General features: G+C 42.2%; 20 protein-coding genes. 11 read left to right on the top strand and 9 right to left on the bottom strand.

The window, feature by feature from the left end; all coding sequences use genetic code 11:
• Nucleotides 1-102: 102 nt before the first annotated feature.
• The 3 genes from RJ47_RS12600 to RJ47_RS12590 all read right to left on the bottom strand — a co-directional run bounded on the left by RJ47_RS12600 (nucleotide 103) and on the right by RJ47_RS12590 (nucleotide 3,359).
• Nucleotides 103-1,350 (bottom strand): O-antigen translocase, encoded by a 1,248-nt coding sequence (locus RJ47_RS12600; RefSeq protein WP_039484168.1) that lies wholly within the window; start codon nucleotides 1,348-1,350, stop codon nucleotides 103-105.
• An 84-nt stretch (nucleotides 1,351-1,434) separates the two neighbouring features.
• Nucleotides 1,435-2,340: a hypothetical protein gene (locus RJ47_RS12595; RefSeq protein WP_039484166.1), complete on the bottom strand. Its 906-nt coding sequence runs from the start codon at nucleotides 2,338-2,340 to the stop codon at nucleotides 1,435-1,437.
• On the bottom strand, nucleotides 2,337-3,359 hold the full coding sequence (locus RJ47_RS12590; protein WP_156143322.1) for a hypothetical protein: 1,023 nt from the start codon (nucleotides 3,357-3,359) through the stop codon (nucleotides 2,337-2,339). The genes RJ47_RS12595 and RJ47_RS12590 overlap by 4 nt, the downstream gene beginning before the upstream one ends.
• Before the next feature lie 364 nt (nucleotides 3,360-3,723).
• Here RJ47_RS12590 and rfaD point away from each other — a divergent pair, with 364 nt between their 5' ends.
• From rfaD to RJ47_RS12560, 6 genes are read left to right on the top strand one after another with little or no spacing between them, the layout of a single operon-like run.
• Nucleotides 3,724-4,665 carry an ADP-glyceromanno-heptose 6-epimerase gene (gene rfaD / locus RJ47_RS12585; protein WP_039484162.1) on the top strand — a complete coding sequence of 314 codons (942 nt, stop codon included), beginning with the start codon at nucleotides 3,724-3,726 and terminating at the stop codon, nucleotides 4,663-4,665.
• Between the two features lie 12 nt (nucleotides 4,666-4,677).
• On the top strand, nucleotides 4,678-5,634 hold the full coding sequence (lpxM, locus tag RJ47_RS12580; RefSeq protein ID WP_197058140.1) for a lauroyl-Kdo(2)-lipid IV(A) myristoyltransferase: 957 nt from the start codon (nucleotides 4,678-4,680) through the stop codon (nucleotides 5,632-5,634).
• Nucleotides 5,635-5,665: 31 nt separating this feature from the next.
• On the top strand, nucleotides 5,666-6,703 hold the full coding sequence (waaF, locus tag RJ47_RS12575) for a lipopolysaccharide heptosyltransferase II (RefSeq protein WP_039484158.1): 1,038 nt from the start codon (nucleotides 5,666-5,668) through the stop codon (nucleotides 6,701-6,703).
• Nucleotides 6,700-7,956, top strand: a complete 1,257-nt coding sequence (waaA, locus tag RJ47_RS12570) for a lipid IV(A) 3-deoxy-D-manno-octulosonic acid transferase (RefSeq protein ID WP_039484155.1) — start codon at nucleotides 6,700-6,702, stop codon at nucleotides 7,954-7,956. The genes waaF and waaA overlap by 4 nt, the downstream gene beginning before the upstream one ends.
• Nucleotides 7,940-8,854 carry a hypothetical protein gene (locus RJ47_RS12565; protein WP_072036329.1) on the top strand — a complete coding sequence of 305 codons (915 nt, stop codon included), beginning with the start codon at nucleotides 7,940-7,942 and terminating at the stop codon, nucleotides 8,852-8,854. Before waaA ends, RJ47_RS12565 begins: the two co-directional genes overlap by 17 nt.
• A 20-nt stretch (nucleotides 8,855-8,874) precedes the next feature.
• A complete protein-coding gene (locus RJ47_RS12560) occupies nucleotides 8,875-10,116 on the top strand; it encodes an O-antigen ligase family protein (protein ID WP_197058139.1) in 1,242 nt (413 codons plus the stop codon).
• Between the two features lie 10 nt (nucleotides 10,117-10,126).
• Here the strand turns inward: RJ47_RS12560 and RJ47_RS12555 are convergent, their stop codons facing one another.
• Nucleotides 10,127-10,741 (bottom strand): YrbL family protein, encoded by a 615-nt coding sequence (locus RJ47_RS12555; protein WP_052237950.1) that lies wholly within the window; start codon nucleotides 10,739-10,741, stop codon nucleotides 10,127-10,129.
• The gene (locus tag RJ47_RS12550) at nucleotides 10,731-11,837 is read right to left on the bottom strand and encodes a glycosyltransferase family 4 protein (protein ID WP_038213209.1); all 1,107 of its coding nucleotides are present in this window, start codon (nucleotides 11,835-11,837) and stop codon (nucleotides 10,731-10,733) included. The genes RJ47_RS12555 and RJ47_RS12550 overlap by 11 nt, the downstream gene beginning before the upstream one ends.
• A gap of 131 nt (nucleotides 11,838-11,968) precedes the next feature.
• Here RJ47_RS12550 and RJ47_RS12545 point away from each other — a divergent pair, with 131 nt between their 5' ends.
• Nucleotides 11,969-13,873, top strand: coding sequence for an acyltransferase family protein (locus RJ47_RS12545; protein WP_039484151.1), 1,905 nt, complete (start codon nucleotides 11,969-11,971; stop codon nucleotides 13,871-13,873).
• Between the two features lie 37 nt (nucleotides 13,874-13,910).
• Here RJ47_RS12545 and RJ47_RS12540 read toward each other — a convergent pair whose 3' ends face one another.
• From RJ47_RS12540 to RJ47_RS12530, 3 genes are read right to left on the bottom strand one after another with little or no spacing between them, the layout of a single operon-like run.
• Complete coding sequence (locus RJ47_RS12540; protein WP_039484149.1) at nucleotides 13,911-15,743, bottom strand: DUF3413 domain-containing protein; 1,833 nt, start codon at nucleotides 15,741-15,743, stop codon at nucleotides 13,911-13,913.
• Nucleotides 15,744-15,791: 48 nt separating this feature from the next.
• Nucleotides 15,792-16,502 (bottom strand): 3-deoxy-D-manno-octulosonic acid kinase, encoded by a 711-nt coding sequence (locus RJ47_RS12535; protein ID WP_156143321.1) that lies wholly within the window; start codon nucleotides 16,500-16,502, stop codon nucleotides 15,792-15,794.
• A gap of 19 nt (nucleotides 16,503-16,521) precedes the next feature.
• Complete coding sequence (locus RJ47_RS12530) at nucleotides 16,522-16,911, bottom strand: diacylglycerol kinase (protein WP_039484147.1); 390 nt, start codon at nucleotides 16,909-16,911, stop codon at nucleotides 16,522-16,524.
• 93 nt (nucleotides 16,912-17,004) lie between these two features.
• On the opposite strand from RJ47_RS12530, the gene RJ47_RS12525 reads away from it, so the two are divergent.
• The 4 genes from RJ47_RS12525 to coaD are packed head-to-tail and all read left to right on the top strand — an operon-like array spanning nucleotide 17,005 to nucleotide 20,348.
• On the top strand, nucleotides 17,005-18,054 hold the full coding sequence (locus tag RJ47_RS12525) for a glycosyltransferase family 9 protein (RefSeq protein ID WP_039484145.1): 1,050 nt from the start codon (nucleotides 17,005-17,007) through the stop codon (nucleotides 18,052-18,054).
• The gene (locus RJ47_RS12520; protein WP_038213220.1) at nucleotides 18,051-18,836 is read left to right on the top strand and encodes a glycosyltransferase family 2 protein; all 786 of its coding nucleotides are present in this window, start codon (nucleotides 18,051-18,053) and stop codon (nucleotides 18,834-18,836) included. The genes RJ47_RS12525 and RJ47_RS12520 overlap by 4 nt, the downstream gene beginning before the upstream one ends.
• Nucleotides 18,833-19,873, top strand: coding sequence for a glycosyltransferase family 4 protein (locus tag RJ47_RS12515; protein ID WP_039484143.1), 1,041 nt, complete (start codon nucleotides 18,833-18,835; stop codon nucleotides 19,871-19,873). Before RJ47_RS12520 ends, RJ47_RS12515 begins: the two co-directional genes overlap by 4 nt.
• Nucleotides 19,863-20,348 carry a pantetheine-phosphate adenylyltransferase gene (gene coaD / locus RJ47_RS12510; RefSeq protein ID WP_038213226.1) on the top strand — a complete coding sequence of 162 codons (486 nt, stop codon included), beginning with the start codon at nucleotides 19,863-19,865 and terminating at the stop codon, nucleotides 20,346-20,348. The genes RJ47_RS12515 and coaD overlap by 11 nt, the downstream gene beginning before the upstream one ends.
• 50 nt (nucleotides 20,349-20,398) lie before the next feature.
• On the opposite strand, the gene RJ47_RS12505 is transcribed toward coaD, so the two are convergent.
• Entirely contained in the window at nucleotides 20,399-22,378 is a 1,980-nt protein-coding gene (locus RJ47_RS12505) for an LTA synthase family protein (RefSeq protein ID WP_039484217.1), read from the bottom strand.
• Nucleotides 22,379-22,392 lie beyond the last annotated feature (14 nt).

Below are 22,392 nucleotides of genomic sequence, written 5' to 3'. Positions count from 1 at the left end.
CGTTTTACTTCTGCCCAATCACTAATACTACTTGCTATTAATTAGTACATCTAGTAGTCAACTTTGGGTAACAAAGCTAAAACCATCAGCCGTTATAAAACCTCAATCAAAAACATGTTTCCTCATAAGGATAGTCATACAAATCAAGTACATAAAGTAGTTAAGAGCGTAAGCATATGTCGCACCCACAACCCCGAACTTGTCTACAAGCAACAAAGAGAGTAATGCAAAGCTGAAAGCGAAGACAATTTCTGTAATGATGAACATTTTTGTCAGTGCTTTGGCCAGCATTAGGTAGGCGACTAACCAAGATGAAATTTTAAAAACATCCCCTATCAATTGCCACCGAAAGAGTTCTCTCATCGCTTTGAAGTCCTCAGTAAACAATGCCCATATAACAAAGTCCTTCAGTACATAGACTAAACCTGATAAGACAATGACAATAGGTAGTAGCACCAAGTAACCTTTCTTTAGCTCTACTCTCAGCTCATTTTTTTCCTTAATCTCCGAAAGCCGCGGTAAATAGTACGTTGAAAGAGCTGTAGTTATGACCATTAGGTACATCGTCGATATATATGTCATCGCCTGCCAGTAACCCGCTGCATCCCATGATACATTTTCTCCTATGTAGTCACGGACAATCATCAAAGAAACAGGTACAGTAAAGGCGGAAATTAAAGCCATTAATGAGTAGCTTAATAGCTTTTTAGATTGTTCAGTATCAAAGTGGCTATTGAAATTATCAACTATTATTGTTTTATGTTCTCTCAACTTCCATAAAACAATAAGAAATATGATTGATTGGTTTGTTACCATGGCAACCAAAGCACCATCTAACTTAAAGTACACAATTAACAATGTTGTAAATATTAAACTATAGACACTCTGAATTATATTTATAGATATAAATGTTCTAATTTCCTTTAATCCATTCAATATAGAAAGAAGAAGTTGATTAATTGAGAACAGTACTAATGTAAAACCAAAAACCACAAATACGTAAGAATAACTATTTGTTTTAAAAACATACTCAGAAAAATAGGACGCAAAAAATATAAGAACTATACTTATTGGTGCCGTGCAGATGAGAGTTAGCTTTAATGAAGTACTCCATAAAGCACGACGACTATCCATATCATCATTGTATTCAGCCGTATACTTCGTAACACCTGAATTTATCCCACCCTTTGCAAACGTCTGAATAATACCTAAGGCATTTTGAAATTGACCTATCGCAGCCAAACCAGCGGGACCAATGAAAATGGAAACAGCCTTATTGATGATCAAACCGGCTAAAATTTTAATAGCGGTAGCGACAAATGAAAGTATGGATGTCTTAATTAAATTCAAAATACATATCTTAATTTATTGAAATATAATGATTTTCATGCTTCTACCAACGGCATAGCTTCTGGTTATTAGTCATTTTTGTAGCTATGCCATTAGACGTAAGTACACTTTTGAAGCAAGATGTCGGTCCAAATCAAGATGAGCACTTTCGTCATATTCACTCAAAATAAAGCTCTTTGGGACTTTAAAGTCATCATTTAATACATAAATATTTTGTGGATTATAGAAATCAAAGTTACAAATATTCCTATTATTTGTAATCAATTTCTTCTTATAAAAAACAGATTCCAAAGCTCTTAAAGTTAGTCCATCTTGCCCCTTCGAATTTATTTCCACTAAGAAATCACTCTCAAAGACATTTTCTATATTTTCTTGATAAGAAATCCCATCACTTTTGCCAAAAAAACGACGAACCAAGCTTTTTCTAACAAGAGTAAAGTTACATATAACTCCCTCTTTTTTAAGGTTTATCGATAGTTCCTCTAAACTATCCTTTCGTCCTTTATCCAAGCCAATAAAGTAAGCAATTTTATCCTTGCTATTTTTATTTTCATTTTTAATATTAGAGTAAGTTACAGGTAGATATTGCTCGATAAACTCAATGTTGTATTTATCTGCATCTCCTTCATCGAAGGTGTATATTTTATCTGTAGCTTGCCTAGCTAAAATTAGATTTACTTTATGGTTGGCATTTATTTTATTTCTTATTAGAATTATAATCTTACAGTTAGATTCAACCAAACTCTTTAACAAATCATCATAATACAGAATATCATCACTTAGAAACAAAGTATTATCGTTGTCTGATAGGTTGTTAAACTTTTTCTTTATAAGATCCATATAATACCCCCTAATATAAGGGATACGTAATAGAAGCCTACCAAACTTAGATATTGAGATATTATTAATTGTGCATGATTCTTTTACTAGCTCATCAAATGAACTTAGATCATAATCACTATACCACCCCCAAATATAAACATTATTCACTTCAGAACTCCCCAATCAGTTTTTTTCTCAATCAATCTAGCATCTTCAACACTTACAAAGATTCTTTGATTAATGTGTGACAAAATCTCTGTTACTGACCCACATTGCCTTAGGGTCTTGAATTCATTTGGCATTTTTTCTGTTTTTAAAATTGAAAATGGAATGTTATTTAGATACAAATCTACAAAAGTCCCACTACTAAGAATAACTGAGTAACAGGTAAGACTCATCGATTCTATCAAAGACAATTTATCAAAGGCGTCTTCTTCAAGGCCGTAGTTATTATTATCGTCAGGGTGTCTTCTTATCTTAACCTCGATATCTTTATCCTGATTTTTTATTTGACTATATAGAGAGACAAGTTGATAGTTATCTTCTGAACTATGGGTACCATTTAGGAACAGTGTTACTCTATTTTTCTTTAAACTCACATTCAAATTATTGTTTTTCTTAAAACAGCCAAATTTAATTAGCTTATTACGTTCCAGCCCCATCAGCGTTATATTATCGACTGAAGACTCCCCCCAACACAACATATAATCAGAAACAAAATTAAGGTAAACTTCGCTATTTATGCTTTCATCATTTAAAACATAATAACCATGTTGCAAAGTATAGGTATTGATTGACCTCGATTTTAATGATTGAGCAATTAAGTTATCTTCTGGATGCGCATCACAAAATGTAATAGCTTTTTTTAACTGAGTGGGTAATGTGCCTATCAGATTATTCAACATTATAAGTTGAGAGATTTGAACTGCATCGTATATATTATACTTATATTTATTATATAGATTAAATATAAGTAGTGTTTTTTTAAAAACCGACTTAATGTCTAGGCTGTATCTTATAGATATAGAACCAGAACCTTTCACATTTTTATATAATTGCCCAGAAAAATTATCAGCCATAAGTTCATAGTCATGCCTACTCTTTAATCTGGTGGTGTCAAAAAATACAACTTCACCAAGACCTATTGAATGCAAGTCATAGCTATATGAAAAAACTAAGCTATGCACCAACCTCTTCCAGCTTTTTCTATACCTTCGACATTTAACAACCCGATCATAATCGACATTGACACTCACCTGACTTATGCTCCAATGTTAAGGATGTGTCACTACAACACTATCTATCGAGACCCCGTTTAACACAAAAATTGCGACAATTTTGCACGCTACCGCCCTTGGTTCAAGCTTTCCAAAGTGCTACTTAACGTGTTGTATGTATAATAACTTGATAGTTTTACTCTTCTTAAATCGAACAAATTATACCTCAACTTGCCATTCGCATCGAATGATACTTTGACCTTAGCCTTCTAGCCCCTTGGCTGTTGAGCATGTTATACTCACCCGGTCCCATTTATCTCAAATAAGGTTATCTATGATCATCGTAACTGGCGGCGCTGGCATGATTGGCAGCAACATCATCAAGGCACTGAATGAACAAGGTATAAACGACATTTTAGTTGTTGATCACTTAAAAAATGGTAAGAAATTTCAGAACCTTGTTGATCTAGACATCGCAGATTACATGGATCGTGATGACTTTTTAGTACAAATCATGTCAGGCGAGAGCTTTGGCCCTATCGAGGCAATTTTCCACGAAGGTGCTTGCTCTGCTACGACGGAGTGGGACGGCAAGTACATGATGCTCAACAACTATGAGTACTCCAAAGAGCTGCTTCACTACTGTTTAGAGCGTGAAATTCCTTTCCTATACGCTTCTTCAGCTGCGACCTATGGTGAGACAGATACCTTCATTGAAGAAAAAGAATATGAAGGGGCACTCAATGTATACGGCTACTCTAAGCAGCAATTTGACAACTATGTTCGTCGAATCTGGCAAGATGCTGAAGAGCATGGCGAGACGCTTTCTCAAATCACAGGTTTCCGCTACTTCAACGTTTACGGGCCTCGTGAGCAACATAAAGGCTCAATGGCTTCCGTAGCATTTCATCTGAACAACCAAATGAACGCGGGTGAGAATCCAAAGTTGTTTGCAGGCAGTGAACAATTCAAACGTGATTTTGTTTACGTGGGTGACGTTGCTGAGGTAAACCTATGGTTCTTGCAAAACGGCGTCTCTGGTATTTTCAACCTAGGTACAGGTAACGCAGAATCCTTTGAAGAAGTTGCGAAAGCGGTTATCGCTTATCATGGCAAAGGCGAGGTGGAAACTATTCCATTCCCTGAGCATCTGAAAGGTGCCTATCAAGAATACACTCAAGCTGATTTAACCAAACTTCGAGCTGCAGGCTGCAACCATACTTTCAAACCTGTTGCTCAAGGTGTCGCCGAGTACATGGCAATCATCAACAAATAGTAGCAACGTATTGTGAGTAAACCACGTAACGATTTTGATCCGAAAGCCTATAACCCCACCTTTGAGTGGGGTTTCCTTGCTCCTAAATACTGGGGAACTTGGCTGGGAGTGTTGCTCTCTCTTCCGCTTTCTTTGCTTCCAGTAAAAGTACACAAATGGATCGCGCACCAGGTCGCTTCTCGCTTAGTTAATAAGCGTAAAGGAGCAGTGCATAACATCCGCGTCAACTTAACTCTCTGCTTCCCTGAGAAAACTGAGCAAGAGAGAGAACAGTTGGTCTACCAGACACTGCTTACCGCAGGCGTATTTATGATGCGCTTTGGACTACTGACTCTACGCTCCCCAACGTGGCTACAGAAGCAGTGCACATTAATTAATGAGCACTACCTAACTGACTACACTGATCAAGACGAAAACGTCATTCTATTGATTCCTCACTCTTGGGCGATTGACATTCCAGCCGTACTGCTTGCTTCGAAAGGACTGCCAGTATCGGCCATGGCAAAGAAACAGAAGAACCCTGTAAGTGACTGGCTCATGCACCGACAACGTGTGCAATACGGTGGCCGTGTATATGAACGCTCTGGTGGAATTAAACCTTTTATTAAGTCCATTAAAGAAGGTTATTTGGGGTACTATCTTCCAGACCAAGACCACGGCCCTGATATCAGTGAGTTTGTTGATTTTTTTGCGACGACCAAAGCAACGCTGCCGGGGCTCACAAAACTGGCTAAACTGTCCAAGTCCAAAGTGATACCAACTTTTGCCTCACTGGATCCATTAACAGGCAAATACACCATTGAGTTTCTACCAGCTTTAGAGCTTCAAGAAACTGACTCAGACGATGCTCGAGGTATGAATAAAGCCATCGAGTACTTTGTAGAGAAACAGCCAAATCAATATATGTGGATACTGCGCCTACTGAGATCTCAACCAGATGGCCGTAACATGTATAGAGAATTACGCTAGTTTGCCAGCTAAGTATAATCAGAGATTACAAGTGGAAAAAATACTCATTATTGGCCCTTCTTGGGTCGGTGATATGGTGATGTCACAAACGCTATACACTACCCTAAAACAGCAATATCCTGACTCAATCATTGATGTTATTGCTCCAGGTTGGTGTAAGCCAATCCTTGAGCGAATGCCTGAAGTGAATCAAGCGATTGAAATGCCTTTTGGCCACGGTGAATTCAACTTTTCAGGGCGACGTAACCTAGGCAAGTCACTAATCGACCAGCGATACACGAAAGCATTCGTGCTACCTAATTCCGTAAAATCAGCTCTGATCCCTTGGTTTGCAAACATCCCAGCACGTACTGGGTGGAAAGGCGAGATGCGTTATGGGCTTTTGAACGACTTACGTCCAAACAAGAAGTCGTTTCAATACATGGTCGAACGCTACGTGGCTTTGGCGCATCCAAAATCAGCGATGAAGGACTCATCATCACTTGGTGGAATGGAGTCACTACCAAAACCGTGCTTAACCATTGACAAGCAAGCGCAATCAGACGCCATTTTGAAGTTTGGCATGGATAAAACCAAACCTATTTTAGGTCTTTGTCCTGGAGCTGAATTTGGCCCTGCTAAGCAATGGCCGACTGAGCACTATGCTGCAGTCGCTGCGAGTATGATAGATCAAGGCTATCAGGTATGGTTGTTCGGCTCAGCAAAAGATCAACCGACCACTTTAGCCATCAAAGAAAGCTTATCTGCTGCTCAGCAGGATTCGTGTTTTGATCTCGCGGGAAAAACTTCATTAATTGAGGCGGTTGACCTACTTGGTGCATGTCAAAGTGTCGTCAGTAATGATTCTGGCTTAATGCATGTCGCTGCCGCTGTCGGCTGTCACGTCGTCGGAATATACGGCTCAACATCACCTAAATATACACCACCGCTTGCACAAAAAGTGGATATTGTAAGTACCGATATTGCGTGCCGTCCTTGTTTTAAGCGCGAATGTCCACTCGGTCACCTTAAATGCTTGAAAGAACTCGACCCAGAACAAGTCACGCAACTGTTACGGAATAAACTATGATACTGAGAGCGCTCTACACTCTACTTTTAGTCATCGTAGCGCCCTTTTTGCTCTTTAGCCTGTACCGAAGTAGGCCAAACAAGCCCAAATTTGGTTCTAGATGGAAAGAGCATTTCGGTATCACTCCTGCTCTCAATAACAAAAAGAGCCCTATCTGGATTCATGCTGTCTCGGTAGGAGAATCCCTTGCCGCCACGCCCCTGATAAAAGCACTTAAAAAACAACAGCCAGAACAGCCAATCATAGTCACAACGACCACCAGTACTGGAGCAGAACAAATCGCAAAGCTTGGAGAGCTAGTTGATCACCGCTACATGCCCTTAGACTTTGATTTTGCTGTTAACGGGTTTATCAAAGCAATTAAGCCTTCTCAACTGCTGATTATTGAAACTGAACTCTGGCCAAATACTCTCCATGCGGTGGCGAAAGCAGGTGTCCCTATCACTATAGTCAACGCCCGCCTGTCTGAAAAATCGAGACAAAACTACGCCCGAATAAGGCCACTGTTCAATCAAATAAGCAACAATTTATCAAAAGTGTTGTGCCAAACAGAAGCGGACGCAAATCGATTTGCCTCATTAGGTGTTAACGCAAGCAAACTGCATATCACAGGATCAATCAAGCAAGATATTCAAGCTTCTGAGCAAGATTTAGAATCTGGACAACAACTCCGTGATACGCTGGGTTACAACAGACCCGTTTGGATAGCGGCAAGCACACACAAAGGCGAAGATGAATTAGCGCTCTTAGCTCATCAAGAAATAATAGAAAGCTACCCAAATGCGCTACTTATCTTAGTCCCTCGTCATCCCGAGCGATTTGATTCGGTCTATGAGCTATGTCTTGAGAATAACTTCACGACATCTCGACGAAGCCTAACGCCTTTACCAACGGGTAAGATAGAAGTTTATCTCGCTGATACAATGGGTGAAATGATGACTTTACTCGCTTCAGCAGATATTTGCTTTATGGGAGGCAGCTTCGTGGGCAAAAAAGTCGGTGGTCACAATGTACTTGAACCCATCGCTCTTGGTATTCCCACAATTACTGGGCCAAGTTATTATAACTTCCAACATATTGTCGAGACGTTGTCGGCCAAGCAAGCAGTGGAAGTCGTAAACGAAAAACAGCAACTTGCGCCATCAATTTTGAATCTGATAAGCAACCCGCGTACTATTGATAAGTCTGCGTTCACAGCTACGAGCCCAATTCAAGATACTCTTAAGCATATTACTTATGAAAATATTCAATAGCTTTAAAAAGTCCCTACGCAAAAAAAATGAAGCTCAGCGCCAAATGCGAAAAGTCGATAGGACCATTGCCACTGCAGTGCGTTCACAATATCTGCAAAACAAAACGCTGCACAGTAATCACCCGTTGACACAAGAAAAGAGTGACGGCACGACTCCAGAGTTAGTTGTTAGCTTAACTACTTACTCCAAAAGAATTCATGATGTTCATTTAGTCATTGAATCATTAGGGGAACAAAGCATTCAAGCCAACCGTATAATCCTCTGGTTAGACGAAGAAGAATTTACTCAAAGTAGCATCCCTGAAATACTTAAGCGTCAGCAGAAAAGAGGGCTCGAAGTTAGGTTCTGCCCCAACTATCGTTCTTATAAGAAGCTGATACCCACTGTGGAACTGCTACCAGAGGCCAATATCATCACCGTCGATGATGACCTCCTATATCCATATGATCTAATAGAGTTATTGCTAAAAGAGCACGCTCTAGTGCCTAACGCCATTGTCGGCATTCGCTCCCACGAAATGAACGTTGTTCAAGGAGAGCTGCAACCTTATAAATCGTGGTCGAAAGAGTGTTCATTTGAAAGCAATAGCGAAAACACCTTTTTAACAACTGGTGCTGGTACCTTGTTCCCCGTGGGGCTATTACCCAATGAAGCTAAAAATAAGCAGCAGTTCTTAGAGCTTTGTCCAAATGCCGATGATATTTGGATTAACCTTATTTGCTACTCTATGGGAATTAAACGAGTTAAAATTATGGATGACAGAAACTTCGCATCTCGCTTCTGTCACCTTGAAGACCATCAAGACATTGGTTTAAACAAGCACAATGTAAATCTAAGCCACAATGATAAACAAGCCAACGATTTAATAAAAAACCTCAACATTGAGTTCCGAAAATGACCGTAATTAACAAGAGCAAGATGGATAGTTTTGTAAACTCCCAGCGCTACAGTTTGTTTATGTTTGCTGTCTGTATTTTATATACTTTGACCGCGCTGCCTAGGCTTGGTATTAGTGACATACTTAAAAACATCATAATTTTTGGTAGTTTGCCATATCTATATTTCAACTTTAAGAGTTTTGATAAGAAGATATTTTGGATAATATTAGTTGCAATTTTAATTCAGGTTACAAGTTGGATTAACTCATTAATCGTCGTCCCTGATATCGCGAAGTCACGACCTAATCTAAACCCCTTATCATCAATATTCATGTTTGTATTATTCGCACTATGGATAAACAATACAAAAGAAAGAAGGCTCTTACTATATTCTAGCTTAATAGTAAGTTTTGTATTAACTGCTCTCTATGACAATTATCTTAATGGAAGTATTCATCTAGGATTATTAGGCGAAAGGATTGATTATGGTATGCATAATGCCCAGTTCACGGCAATGCTTGCAACTGTAGTTGCACTCCTGACTCTATACATAATAAAAGACATATCTAATGATATAACATCGCAAACCCCAAAAGCATACTGGGCATTAGCGTGCACCATCATCCTATTTTGCTTATTTTCAATTTATGCCACTCAAGCAAGACAAGTCTGGCTGGCTTTTGTAGTTATTGCATTTTTAACACCTCTGATAACATACAAAAAATCCAATTACAAAAAAATTGCCCTTTTTTACCTAACTCTCAGTGCATTCATTATAATATTCTTTCAAGTCCCATCAATTAAAGAAAGGTTACTAAAAGAATCTTATGTTATAGATGCTGTTCTCTCTGGAGATTTAACTGGCATTCCTATTCTGAGTGTTACCTTTAGACTATTGTCATGGATAGAAGCAAGTAAATGGTTTATAGAGCATCCTATCCTAGGCACTGACTTTAACTCTATATCTTATGTAATTAGAGAAGCTCAAATATTTAAAGGTACAGATCTAGTGAGGTTTGGACATTTACATAGCTCGTATTTTGAAATTCTAGTCGCTTATGGGTTGATAGGATTACTATTCTATATTTATTTTTACAAACACCTTATAAACAACATAGTAAATAGTGGAGAAAAATTAGCAATTAGCCTTCTAGTCTACTTCTTACTATTTTGGCTAATAATCAATTTTTTCGAATCTTTCAACCACAAAGGTCTTGGTCTTTACGCCCACACCATTGTCTTAGGTGGACTCTATACCCTACAACGAAAAAAAGAGACATAAAAAGAAGAGGCTAGCATTTGCTAGCCTCTTCTTTTATCCGAGCAATACATGGCTCGATAATATTATTGATAAATTTATCCCACTTTCTTTGTATCTTTCTTCTGCCTACCACCGGTATGTAGTTCGAAAAAGGAATAAACTCGGCAGCGCCATAACCGTCGATAAGCCTCACTCTTATTCCTTCATCTTCTTCAACCACCAGCATGTTGCTCAGCAGGAGATCGCAAGGGATAACATTAAACTCAAGCAAGTAGGCTTTGAGCTCTTCTAGAGCTTGTTTAAATGCTTCGATATCTACTGGGCTATGATGAGCCATCAAGTAGTGCTCTAAGTTTAACGCGCGAGTAGCATCTCTGTTTGATACCAGTTCAACTTCCATACCGATAAAATCTTTCGTTTCTACCACCTGGTAAAATTCAGGAATAAAGGTGAATGGAACCCCTCTTTTTTTTAGAAAGTTAAGATAACGAATCTCTCGGTGTGTCTGCTTGCTGTTAGATTTAGGACTGAGCTTGACACAGCGACGCGGATCATCCGGATGCTTATAGCACACACGTTCAGTACCTTTCCCGATCACTTCCCAATCGGAAAAGTCATAGCTCTGCTGATCACCACTAGTTCGCATTGTAGACATCCAAAATCTGTTGGTAGTTTTGCTCCATCACCGCTTCGACATCCAAAGTTAAGGCTAGGCTACGACATTGACGTGTGAGTTCGACTTTATCTTCCACATTTACCCAGTGTTTCATCGCTTGTGCGATGTCACTCGGATTGACCTCTGAACTAACCACCGTAGAGATTTCTGGCCTTAATACTTCTTTGGCACCACAGTTTTCGGTTGTGATCACAGGAATACCACAAGATAGCGCCTCGATAGCTGTAAAACCGAAAGGTTCATACAAGGTCGGCAACACATAGCAATCTGCCATAGCGAAGAAAAGCTCCGCTTCGGATTGCACGCCTAAAAACTTACACTGCGCCAATACTCCTAGCTCGTCAGCATAAGACTTATAATCGGCTTCGTGATTTTCACGGCCAACAATCAATAACGTCGCTTTAAACTCAAGCATAGAAAGGGCTTTAATCGCCTTTTTTAATCCTTTACGCTCGTAGCCAGAGCCCAAAAATAAGTAAACCGGTTTGCTTCGGTCTAAGCCAATGTCTTTCTCTAGCTGTTTAGAACGCTCTATCACTCGCTCTTTATCAAAGCGAGTTGTATCAACGAAGTTGTGAATTACGGAAATCTTCTCTTTAGGCACTTGATAAGCTTCATGTATTTCCTCAGCACTTTTGTGGGAGTTAGCGACAACGTGCTTATACGCCCCCTTCGCCATGGCTTTTCGCTCTATAGCAATCGCGGCTCTATCTTTGAGCTTTAGCTTGCCCTTTTTCATCGACTCCACAAAATGTACATGTGTACCGCCACCAATACGCAGCATGTCATGAGTCCACGTTTTTCCTAAGCCATAGACGAAATCATACTGGTTCTGTGCTATGTGCTTTTCGACGTCTTTGGCAAACTTCCAAATACGATGCGCCTTACCAATAGTGAAGCTATTGAGCTTAACGAACTTAATATTAGGGTGGGAAGGGGCAACGTGAGTACGGCAGATGATTGTCACCTCTTCACCTTTCTCCGCGAGGTATCTCGACAACTGATTTAGGAACAACTCCGTTCCCCCCGTCTCAGCGTGTCTCATATGAACAAGCGCAATTTTCATCTATAATGTGCCCCAATTTAATTATTCTAAGCGAAAACGCTATCTATCTGGCCGACTCAAATATACCTCAAATACAGGTATCGGACAAAATGTCAGAAATACCATCTCGCTAATACCCCCATAGAGAAGCTATGAATTTTAGACAAGATATCAATGCATTAAGAGCCTTGGCTGTACTCTCGGTTGTCATTTATCATTTCAATGCAGCTTGGCTACCTGGTGGGTTTATCGGGGTAGACGTCTTCTTCGTTATATCAGGCTTCCTGATGACAACAATTTTGCTGGGTCGGCAGGATAAGCCTAAAGGCATCATTGAGTTCTATGTTGCTCGACTCAATCGAATCGTTCCGCCATTAGCACTGCTATGTGTTTCACTACTGATAGTTGGCTGGTTCTATTTTGCGGGAGATGAGTTTGAAACCCTCGCAAAACACATTCGATACAGTGCCGTATTTACGTCCAATAGCACCTACTTAGATGAAGCCGGGTATTTTGCTGCCGCGTCCAAAGAGAAATGGTTACTCCATACTTGGTCTCTTTCCATTGAGTGGCAATTTTACCTTCTATACCCAGTCATTATTCTTGCTATTGCTAAAATCAGCTCAAGACAATACTTACCCTTAGCAATTAACATACTCTTAGTGCTGAGTTTAGGTTACTGCTGTTATCTGGCTTACGTGGGAAATACAGATGGTTACTTTTTACTAACGGCTAGAGCATGGGAGATGCTGTTAGGCTCTTGGGCTGTATTCTACAAGCCTAAAAGAGTCTCTTCTTCTATTCCTGGCTGGATATTGGTGCTCGTTTCTGCATTTATTATTGACCACAACAGCGCTTGGCCGAGCGCACTGACATTAATGCCAACTTTAGGTGCTCTAATCATTTTATGGAGTAATCAAAACAGCAAATTGCTCACAGTGCCAATCATCCAAAGAACCGGACTTTACTCTTACTCAATTTATCTTTGGCATTGGCCGGTTGTTGTCCTTTTTTATAAGCTCAATCTCCATACGCCGACTTGGATCCTGATTGGTATCGCGCTCAGCTTTATCCTCGGTGCAATTAGCTATCACACCATAGAACAACTTCGCTTCAGACGCGATATTAAGTCCGTTAAGCACCTATTGCTCAAATGCAAGCCTCTATGGATGATCCTAGCCCTTGTGGCAGTCACTAAGTTCATCGCAGAACACGATGGGTTTCCATCTCGAAGCAGTTTGGGCAATGAGTTAACCAGTATCTACGCTCAGCTAGACAAAAAAGTGCAGATGCACCCTACTCGAAGCAAATGCCACATTAGTAGATACAATAACAACCAGCCTGAGGATGCATGCCGTCTATTTAACGATGACCCAAGCTGGGCTCTCATTGGAGACAGTCACGGTTCAGAGATTGCGTACTCTCTTGCCAAAAAGCTATCCGAAGAAAATGACGGTTTGGCTCAATACACATTTTCTGCTTGTCCACCTTCATACAGCCAACCTGCAGAGTTCAGCCCTTGTGCGATATGGACGACAGAAGTGGTAGAACATGTCATCGCCAATCCTAAGATTAAAGATGTCGTCATCGCTTATCGATATTCGGACCACCTTTACGGTCAAAATGAAGAAACGTACCCTGAACTGCCAAATAGATATTCTGACGCAAGGCGAGCAGAGATATTGAAGTCTCTTAGAGAAATGATCGATATACTGACTTCGAACGGTAAGCAGGTCTACCTCATGATGCCTGTACCTGAAATGGGTAAAAGCATTAAAAGCTTTGTTGACCGCAGCTATTTGAAAGGGCAGCCATTAGATAACATAGTATCTATGAATATTGACTACTACCAACAGAGAAACCAACGCTTCCTAGACTTCATGGCAACGCTAGCCTCACTGAAGGACTTGCATGTCATCGAAGTCAAAGACTTGTTCTGTGATGAAAATCTTTGCTATGCCGTAAGAGACTCTATCCCTCTTTACTTTGATGACGACCACCCAGGTTTACTAGCAACAGACCAAATTGCTGAACAAATTCTCAGCCTACAGCCATAAAAAAGAGCCTCTCGATGAGAGGCTCTTTTGCATTAACTTACTTTCTAAATCGACTGATTTTTTCCAAAGCTTCCTGCACATATTGATAGTTCATACTCTCACCTTTTTTCGGGCGATAAGTGCTATCAAGAATTTGTGACTGGCCTGCTCCGTTTACTTCAATAATTGTATCGTCGTAGATAATCGCATAGGCGCTGTAACTGGAACTCATGATCCAATCGCGGTGCACCTGACTACCAAACAAATCCACGCCAGTTGAGTAGCTATCTACATCACTGACTGAACCGAGGTAATGCTGCATTAACGTCGGCGCCAAATCTTCATGTGAGGTTGTATAAGTCGTATTTTCAGCCAATTGATTCTTCTCGACACCTGGGCCAAACATCGCAAATGGTACTTGGATTTGAGCACGGGTAAAGTTACCGTTGTGCCCCCAGAAGTTTTGTTTGTTGTCGTTCATTTCTTGGCTGTGATCACCGGTAATGATCACCAGAGTATTCTCTAAATCACCTGACTCTTTTAACTTATCAAGCACTCGCTTAGCTTGAGTATCGACGTAGCGAACTGACGTTTTGTAGCGATTAAAGAACTTTTGCTGATCACTGTTGTTGTTTAATTCAAGGTAATCAACACGAGGAATCATTGGCTCATACTTAGGCTCAAAGTCCCTTGGGAAGTCATAGCCATGTGGCGCATCATAGAATAGGAATGAAAACGCAGGCTTAGACTTATCGCGTTTGTCATACCACTCCATCCAGTCATCTGTTAACCGTTTATCGCGGGCTGAAGGCGAATTACCCTCTGATGTCACTCGCAGATTAGGAACATTGGCAAACACAGTCTGATGGAATTCTGGACTGGTGAGCTTCGCGGCAGAGAACAGTCCCAATTGATAATCTAGCTGCTGCAGCCTATCAATTAACACCGGTGAACGGTGGTTAGCCACAAAACCATGCCAATAAGTACCCGGCAGACCATAAAACAGGCCAAAGATACCGGTACGTGTCGCATTGCCTGTTGCTAGGTGATCTTGGAAAATCGCACCGTTTTGAGCATACTCCCACATATATGGCGTGTTATCTGCGTTGAAGGTATCGGCCCTCCAAGAATCGATGGTAATCAACACAATATTGACCGGTTCGATCTCCTTAAACTCCATAGGGCTAAGCGGATAACTCAGGTCGCTTTTTGGTTTCAAACGCATCGCTTTTTGCTGCTCGATCGCCTCCTTGTCTAACCAGCCTCGCTTTTCCATGAAGCTATTCGCTGTCGCAGGGTAAAACACCGGAAGATAGCGCTTAACCATTGTGACTGGTTGGTACGCATGTGCCACCGCCCAAATATGAATGCCATTTGTCATAAAGGTCGCCAAAAATGTTAGTAGAGCAAACTTTCGGCCTAACTTCATATTGCGAATTGAAGCACCACTTTCCAACCACCGGATCAGCCACCACTGACCCACTAGAAGAGCCATTACAGAGCCGATCACAGTCACCCAAGTGACCAATGGGAAGCTCACTACTTGACCAGACAATACCAGCTCAAGCACCACCGCGTTGATATGAAAACGATATTGCGCATAAACGATGGTATCAATGAAAAGAACGGCAATACCAAGCGAAGCAACCAAAGCTTGGGTGATGTTTCTTGCTCTCTTAGGTAAAAACAGAGCCGGCAAACTGATTAAGCCTATCAGCGCAGCCAGCAGCGTCATTTGGCTAACGGTACCTGCAACAATAAAACTAATGCCTAAAGCATCGCTTGGGAATTCTGGCAAAAACGCAAAGTAGCGACTTGCAATACCAATCGCGAACAAGGCGTTAAATAAAATCAGCCAACCATGAGCATGAAGTTTTTGTTTAAAAGGCATTCTTTATCCTAGTAACGGTAGTGATTACTGATAACAACATTTTGTTGTTTATTTATACTGCTGGTAGCCTTCCAATAGAGGGCTAAAATGAGCTTCCTGCCAATGAATCGAGCGTTTGTTTTTTTCTTTTACAAATGAACGCAGCAATCTATCTAGATTGTTTTGTTGCCAGTCAGTTCCGTCTTGATGGTAACATTTATCAAAATCGATGATCCAAACTTGGCCATCTCGGTCAAGCAACAGGTTATGGATATTGAGGTCTGTATGGTTCACTTGCGCGTGATGCATTTTGGCGATCTCAACACCCACACGATAGTACTCCTCAGCGGACATCTCTCGGCGCTGCAAAATACCAACGAGGTCTTCCGCATGAGCAATCTTTTCACTGATCAAATCAGCTCTGTAAGTTAACCCAGACGTAATTGCTCTAGCCGCAATAGGCTTAGGCACATGAACCCCAGCGTCGGCTAATGTCTTTAACAGCTGAAATTCGGCGTAGCTGCGCGTCTCTTGCCAACCTGTAAACCAATAACTGTCTGAAACCAACTTACCAAACAGACCACCGCGTCGATAATGACGAAGCGCCGCCTGCATGGTTTGAGTTTGAATAAACCAGGTCGTCCCCCGTCCTTCCGCGCTGCCAATTATGGCATCATTTTGCTGCCAAAAGTCGACATCAAACGCTTGGCTCGGGTCTTCACGGAGTAACTGTTCGTCAAACCAAACAACTTGGTTCTTCGTTTGATATTCTCTAATCACAACTTACCCTATCGCTGACCTAACTAACAAAGTGATGATATAGGATGTAGCCCCAAGTAAACGCAGCTAAGCTCAGCGCAACCAATACCGCTGCTGAGCCAATATCTTTTGCTCTGCCACTTAGCTCATGCCTTTCAGTGCCCACTCGGTCAACTACCGCCTCTATGGCTGAATTGATTAATTCGACAACCAATATCAACACAACACTCGCAAGCATTAATATCGTCTCAATCACCGGCAGCGAAAGCCAAATCAAAGCAACAATGGCAATCGCTAGCAATGCCACTTCCTGACGAATCGCAGCTTCATGCTTAAATGCCGCTTTTAGCCCTTGAATCGAATACCCTGTTGCATTAACTATGCGTGTTAGCCCCGTAGCGCCAGGCTTGCCATTAAGTTGTGGATTCATTGCTTACCTTATCAATTTCATTAATTGGGCTATTTTACATTTCTTGGCGTTGTCTGCATAATTCTAACCACTTAAAACACTTGAGCTCCTTTTATGCCTCTGTTTACCTCTCCACCAGCATCTCTATGTTTTCTGCGATTATCCGCGATTGGGGATACCTGTCACGCAGTAGCAGCAATTCAAGCTGTGCAACGACAATGGCCACAAACAAAAATTACGTGGATTGTGGGTAAAGTAGAAGCGCAACTTCTTGATGGGCTAGAAAACATCGAACTGATTGTGTTTGATAAAAAAGCGGGCCTAAAAGGAATGCAATCGGTTTGGTCTCAGCTCAACCAGCGTAAATTTGATGCCCTCGTGCATATGCAGTTAGCACTCCGGGCTAGCTTGCTAACGCTAGGAATAAAAGCAACCTATAAAGTAGGTTTTAGTTTCAAACGCGCCAAAGAAGCACAGTGGTTATTTACCAATAAAAAGATCACCGATACCACCTCACAACACGTGCTCGATAGCTTCTATTCATTCATCGAATACCTCGGTGTGCCTCGCTCAGAGCCAACTTGGCATTTACCCATCTCCGAGCAAGATATCGGGTTCGCGACGCAACATTTAGCTGGAAAGCCAACGGTCGCTATTAGCCCCGCGGCCAGTAAAGATGAACGCAATTGGCTAACCGAGCGATACGCAGAGCTAGCCGATTGGTTGGATGCACAAGGCTATCAAGTCGTCCTTTGTGGCTCTCCGGCAGAAAGAGAAATCCGCTTAGGTCAGAGCATTGAAGCGCTATGCAGTAGTGCACCACTCAACCTAATTGGTCAAACATCATTGAAGCAATTGGCTGCAGTATTAAAACAGTCTCATGCCGTTGTGGCGCCTGATTCAGGCCCAGCCCACATAGCAACGACCCAAGGAACCCCTGTGGTTGGATTATATGGCCACAGCAATCCTAAGCGCACAGGGCCTTATCACAGCATTCAATCTGTGGTGAGTGTCTACGAGACTTTTGTTGAACAACAGCAAGGTAAGCCAGCAGAACAACTGCCTTGGAGTACCCGAGTGAAAGGCGAGCACATCATGGCGTCAATCTCGTTAGAGATGGTGACGGCTAAACTTGAACCACTACTGAAAGGTAAACAGTCATGAGCAAAGCTACGATTGGCGTTTTAATGATCGTCAAAAATGAATCTAAACACTTAGCCTCATGCTTAGAGACCGTCAAAGAGTGGGTCGATGAAATTGTCGTACTCGATTCTGGTAGCAGTGATGACACTGAAACCATTGCGCGCCAGTTTACCGATAAGTTTTACACCAATACTGACTGGCAAGGCTTTGGCAAGCAGCGTCAACTGGCGCAATCCTACTTAACCACGGACTGGGTGCTCCCGCTAGATGCGGATGAGCGAGTCAGCGATGAGCTAAAAGCCTCGATCCTCGATGTCCTCAAGCAAAATCCACACAAAACGGTTTATACGCTTAACCGCCTAAGTCATGCGTTAGGCAAGTTTATTCGCCACTCAGGTTGGTATCCAGACACCATTGTGCGCTTATACCGACGCAACGAAGTGCAATATAACTCAGCCTTAGTCCATGAAAGTGTCGAAGTGCCGGATGACTTTACACGCAAACATCTAAATGGTGATTTACTCCACTACACGTTTGACTCCCTAAGCCAATACACAAATAAAACCGCACTGTATATGAAGTCTTGGGCAGACCAACGTGAGGGTAAAAAGAAGGTGGGAATAACCAGTGCGATACTGCATGGGTTTTTCCGCTTTTTCAAAATGTACATACTTAAGCGTGGCTTTTTAGATGGTCGACACGGACTATTACTGGCTATTTTAAGCGCCAATACCACCTTCACTCGTTACGCAGACCTGTGGATCCGCGATTACACCAAACAGAAAAGTGACAAGCAATCATGAATATATGTCATGTGAATCTAGCCTCTGGCTTTAGTGGTGGAGAAAGACAAACGCTGGAGTTAATAAAGCAGCAACTCACCATGGGCTACCAGCTCACCGTGGTAGCTAATCCTAAAAGCCCTCTTTATACAGAAGTAGCGCAACTCGATTGCAAGCTAGTGCCAAGCAGCCACTTTCTTAAAAGTCATAGCAAAGACGTCACGTCAGCGTGCCAGCTTATCCACGTGCATGAAGGTCGAGCGATTTACTGGGCTTTAATTCAGTCGAAAATGCATCACATCCCATACATCGTTACTCGCAGAATTGACAACCCACTGAAAGATAAGTGGTTATCTAAAATCGCCTATGAGAATGCGTCAACAGTCGTTGGACTGAGTCGTAAAATCAACAAGCAAGTGCTCCTGAGACACCCAGACCAAGAGACGGAAATTATTCCAAGCTCCCCTGTCAGTTACCCGTTTAATGACGCCGATGTGCAGCTAATCAAAAAACAATTCAAGGGCAAGTTCTTAGTGATTCAAGCAGCCAACTTGCTGGCTCATAAAGGTCATGACGTCACCATTGAAGCCGCAAAACTGATAGCCAGCACTCATCCTGATATTCATATCGCGATTTTAGGTGACGGCAAGGAACGTGAAGCATTAGAACAGCAAGCCAAAGGGTTGGCCAATATCAGCTTTGAAGGTAAACAGACCAATATGGGCAACTGGTTTGCCGCTGCCGATTTATTGATTCACCCGTCATACTCTGAAGGGCTAGGCTCTGTTATTTTAGAAGCCATCAATGCCAAGCTTGTGGTGATTGGCTCTAATGCGGGCGGAATCCCAGACATCATCGAACACAATCACTCCGGGCTATTAGTCGAGCCTGGTGACGCAAACGCACTTGCTCACAGTATCATTCAGATCGCTGAGAGTTCATCGCTACGCGACACCTTACACTTAGGTGGCAAGCAAAAATTAGCCCAGTTCGATATTGAGCACACTGCCATCCAGTATCAAAAAATTTACCAGAAGGTCAGCAACCATGGCGTTTAAGAAAGTCATCTATCCTGGAACATTTGATCCCATTACCAACGGGCACCTTGATATCATCGAGCGAGCATCCGCAATGTTTGGTGAAGTTGTTATTGCTGTTGCCGCAAGTCCAAGCAAGAACACCATGTTTACGTTAGAAGAGCGCGTTGCTCTCGCCAAAGAGGTGACTCAACACCTCAGTAACGTCACCGTAGAAGGGTTTAGTGGCCTGATGGTGGACTTCGCAAAAGAAGTGAATGCCAACATACTGATCCGAGGCTTAAGAACCACGGTCGACTTCGAGTACGAATTTGGCTTAACCAGTATGTACAAGAAACTGCTTCCAAGCTTAGAAAGTATCTTCTTAACTCCCTCCGATGAATACGCTTTCCTATCATCGACCATTGTCAGAGAAGTTGCACTGCACGGTGGAAACGTCACCGACCTCGTTCCTGTCGCCGTGGCAGAAGCACTGAAAGATAAAAAACACGCATAAAAAAATAGTGAGGTTAACCTCACTATTTTTTATTCAACTTAGGACGTTAGCTACTGCTCACCTACGATTTGAGAGCGTAAATAGTAATTCTGCAGCTTATGGTACTCTTTAGCCCAGTTAGGCTCAGGGTTATTCGTTGGCTCTGTCTGCGTCATTACCCCGTTGTCCCAAGCGTACAACCTCGCTGAACTGTCATTGTCATACGCACCCCATTGGTTAATGCTGCGTACCTTGTTATAACCTCGGTTACTGACTCCATCTACTGACAACAAGTTCTCACCACCTAAGCTAATGTAATTCTGATCTGACAAGCTGAAATGGTACAAGGTTGGAAAGATGTCTCGATGCGAGCCTATTCTCTCTGGTTGATACTGGAACTGACTGTGCTCAAGAATCACATCGGGCACATACAAATAGAATGGTACAGCAAAGCTGACCGCAAACTCGTTGAGGTTCTTGGTTGAAATAGAGCGAACTCGGTGATCTCCGGAAGCGGCGATTAGCGTGTGGTCAGCCAAGTTAGACTGTTTGATGCCCGCAATAAATTGGCCCAATGAATCATTGGCATACTGATACACCTGCAATAACTTAGTCTCTTGACCTGCAACACTGCCGACCACATCCAATAAACGCTCACTGATGCGAGTCACCTTAGGCTGATAGTCACTAGGCGGGCGATATGGTGAGTGGTTGGTCACCGTCATAATGTAAATCAGCGTCGGTTTGGTCGCTTCATCCAACAACTTACGAGCAAACTTAAAGGTGAACTCATCCGCCACGCCCCAAGTATCGGCATGCTCTTTCGCTTCAGGGAACGCGGTCTTAATACTGTTCTCATCATATACAGTATCGAAGCCTTGCAGTGGCAGATAATTCGCCAAATTGCGCCACATGCTGTTACCACCGTAAACAAACACCACATCATATCCAGCACGTTTATACGGCAATACCGCAGAGCTTGGCAGCGCAATTTTTTGCGCGCCGGTATGGCTAATAGTCGGCACATCACTGTGAAGCAGCATCATTACTATACTGTCGATAGTCGCTGTAGTCCCTGCCATAAAGCGTTCAAAAACAAAGTCTTCATCAAAGGCTTGACGCAAGCTGCCCAATAGATCGTTGTGCTTTGGGTCATCTTCGATCAGTACATTGGTACCCATGCCTTCCATTAACGCCATCACTACATGAGGAGGGTTATCGGCTAGGTAATCATTTTTATCGGTGTGATATTCAGGCGTTGGCTGACCAAGCACCTTAATCATCTGCTCCGTCACCGCTTGTTGTGAAATTGGCTCAAACTTAGCTTGTTTCTTATAATCGCCGTTAGCCCAGCTTAAGGCCATAAACGCGTTCGGTGTAATCACATTCAGCGGCTTATACTGAGAAACGTTGGCGTGATAGCGTTTAAGCGGCAAACTACCAATAGAGCCGCGAGCGACAATCACATACACCACTATGGTTAGCACCACTGACACTGTCGTCAATGCCCAATGGCGCGGAGACCATTGCCAAGATTCTGAGCGCTGGATTAACTTTTTAGTAAATAAAAAGCCAAGCACAGCCGCTAAAACTGCTGTAAAGAATGAACGTAGTATTGGGTAGTCTTGCCATGCATTGTCGAGTACGGCTTTAGTGTCATCGTCAAACAATCCAAAGACAAATACATCGATGTAACTGCCGTAAGTGACATAGTAGTAATAATTACCAATCGAGAAGCTACACAGCAGGAAGAAGATCAGAGCGGCATACCAAGGCGTAATTTTCTGCCACCAAGTAAATAGACGAGTTTTAGCCAGCAGCAAACCAGCAAGCAATGCAGGTGCAAAGCCGATAAAGACAACCTTGGCATCAAAACGAGCACCGACCCAAAACGCACGGCCAACATCCGCACTTAAGCCCGCTAACCGTTCAGGCTCTACGGCCAACGTGAAAAATAAGCCACGAGATAAAGCCAGCAAAGCAATCGCAGCTAAATTCACCCAAAGAATAATGCGGATCAGAGATCGGTAGTTATGCTGAAAAGATACCATAATGTCCCAGTAGA

The sequence above is a fragment of the Vibrio sinaloensis genome, assembly GCF_000808535.1.
Lineage (GTDB): Bacteria > Pseudomonadota > Gammaproteobacteria > Enterobacterales > Vibrionaceae > Vibrio > Vibrio sinaloensis_D.
This window is presented reverse-complemented; position numbering and strand designations above follow the sequence as displayed.

Bases quoted from the DNA above. Each gene is read 5' to 3' on its own strand.
- rfaD (WP_039484162.1), top strand. From the start codon at position 3,724: ATGATCATCGTAACTGGCGGCGCTGGCATGATTGGCAGCAACATCATC.
- waaA (WP_039484155.1), top strand. From the start codon at position 6,700: ATGATACTGAGAGCGCTCTACACTCTACTTTTAGTCATCGTAGCGCCC.
- RJ47_RS12565 (WP_072036329.1), top strand. From the start codon at position 7,940: ATGAAAATATTCAATAGCTTTAAAAAGTCCCTACGCAAAAAAAATGAA.
- RJ47_RS12560 (WP_197058139.1), top strand. From the start codon at position 8,875: ATGGATAGTTTTGTAAACTCCCAGCGCTACAGTTTGTTTATGTTTGCT.
- RJ47_RS12555 (WP_052237950.1), bottom strand. From the start codon at position 10,741: ATGCGAACTAGTGGTGATCAGCAGAGCTATGACTTTTCCGATTGGGAA.
- RJ47_RS12550 (WP_038213209.1), bottom strand. From the start codon at position 11,837: ATGAAAATTGCGCTTGTTCATATGAGACACGCTGAGACGGGGGGAACG.
- RJ47_RS12545 (WP_039484151.1), top strand. From the start codon at position 11,969: ATGAATTTTAGACAAGATATCAATGCATTAAGAGCCTTGGCTGTACTC.
- RJ47_RS12540 (WP_039484149.1), bottom strand. From the start codon at position 15,743: ATGCCTTTTAAACAAAAACTTCATGCTCATGGTTGGCTGATTTTATTT.
- RJ47_RS12530 (WP_039484147.1), bottom strand. From the start codon at position 16,911: ATGAATCCACAACTTAATGGCAAGCCTGGCGCTACGGGGCTAACACGC.
- RJ47_RS12525 (WP_039484145.1), top strand. From the start codon at position 17,005: ATGCCTCTGTTTACCTCTCCACCAGCATCTCTATGTTTTCTGCGATTA.
- RJ47_RS12520 (WP_038213220.1), top strand. From the start codon at position 18,051: ATGAGCAAAGCTACGATTGGCGTTTTAATGATCGTCAAAAATGAATCT.
- RJ47_RS12515 (WP_039484143.1), top strand. From the start codon at position 18,833: ATGAATATATGTCATGTGAATCTAGCCTCTGGCTTTAGTGGTGGAGAA.
- coaD (WP_038213226.1), top strand. From the start codon at position 19,863: ATGGCGTTTAAGAAAGTCATCTATCCTGGAACATTTGATCCCATTACC.
- RJ47_RS12505 (WP_039484217.1), bottom strand. From the start codon at position 22,378: ATGGTATCTTTTCAGCATAACTACCGATCTCTGATCCGCATTATTCTT.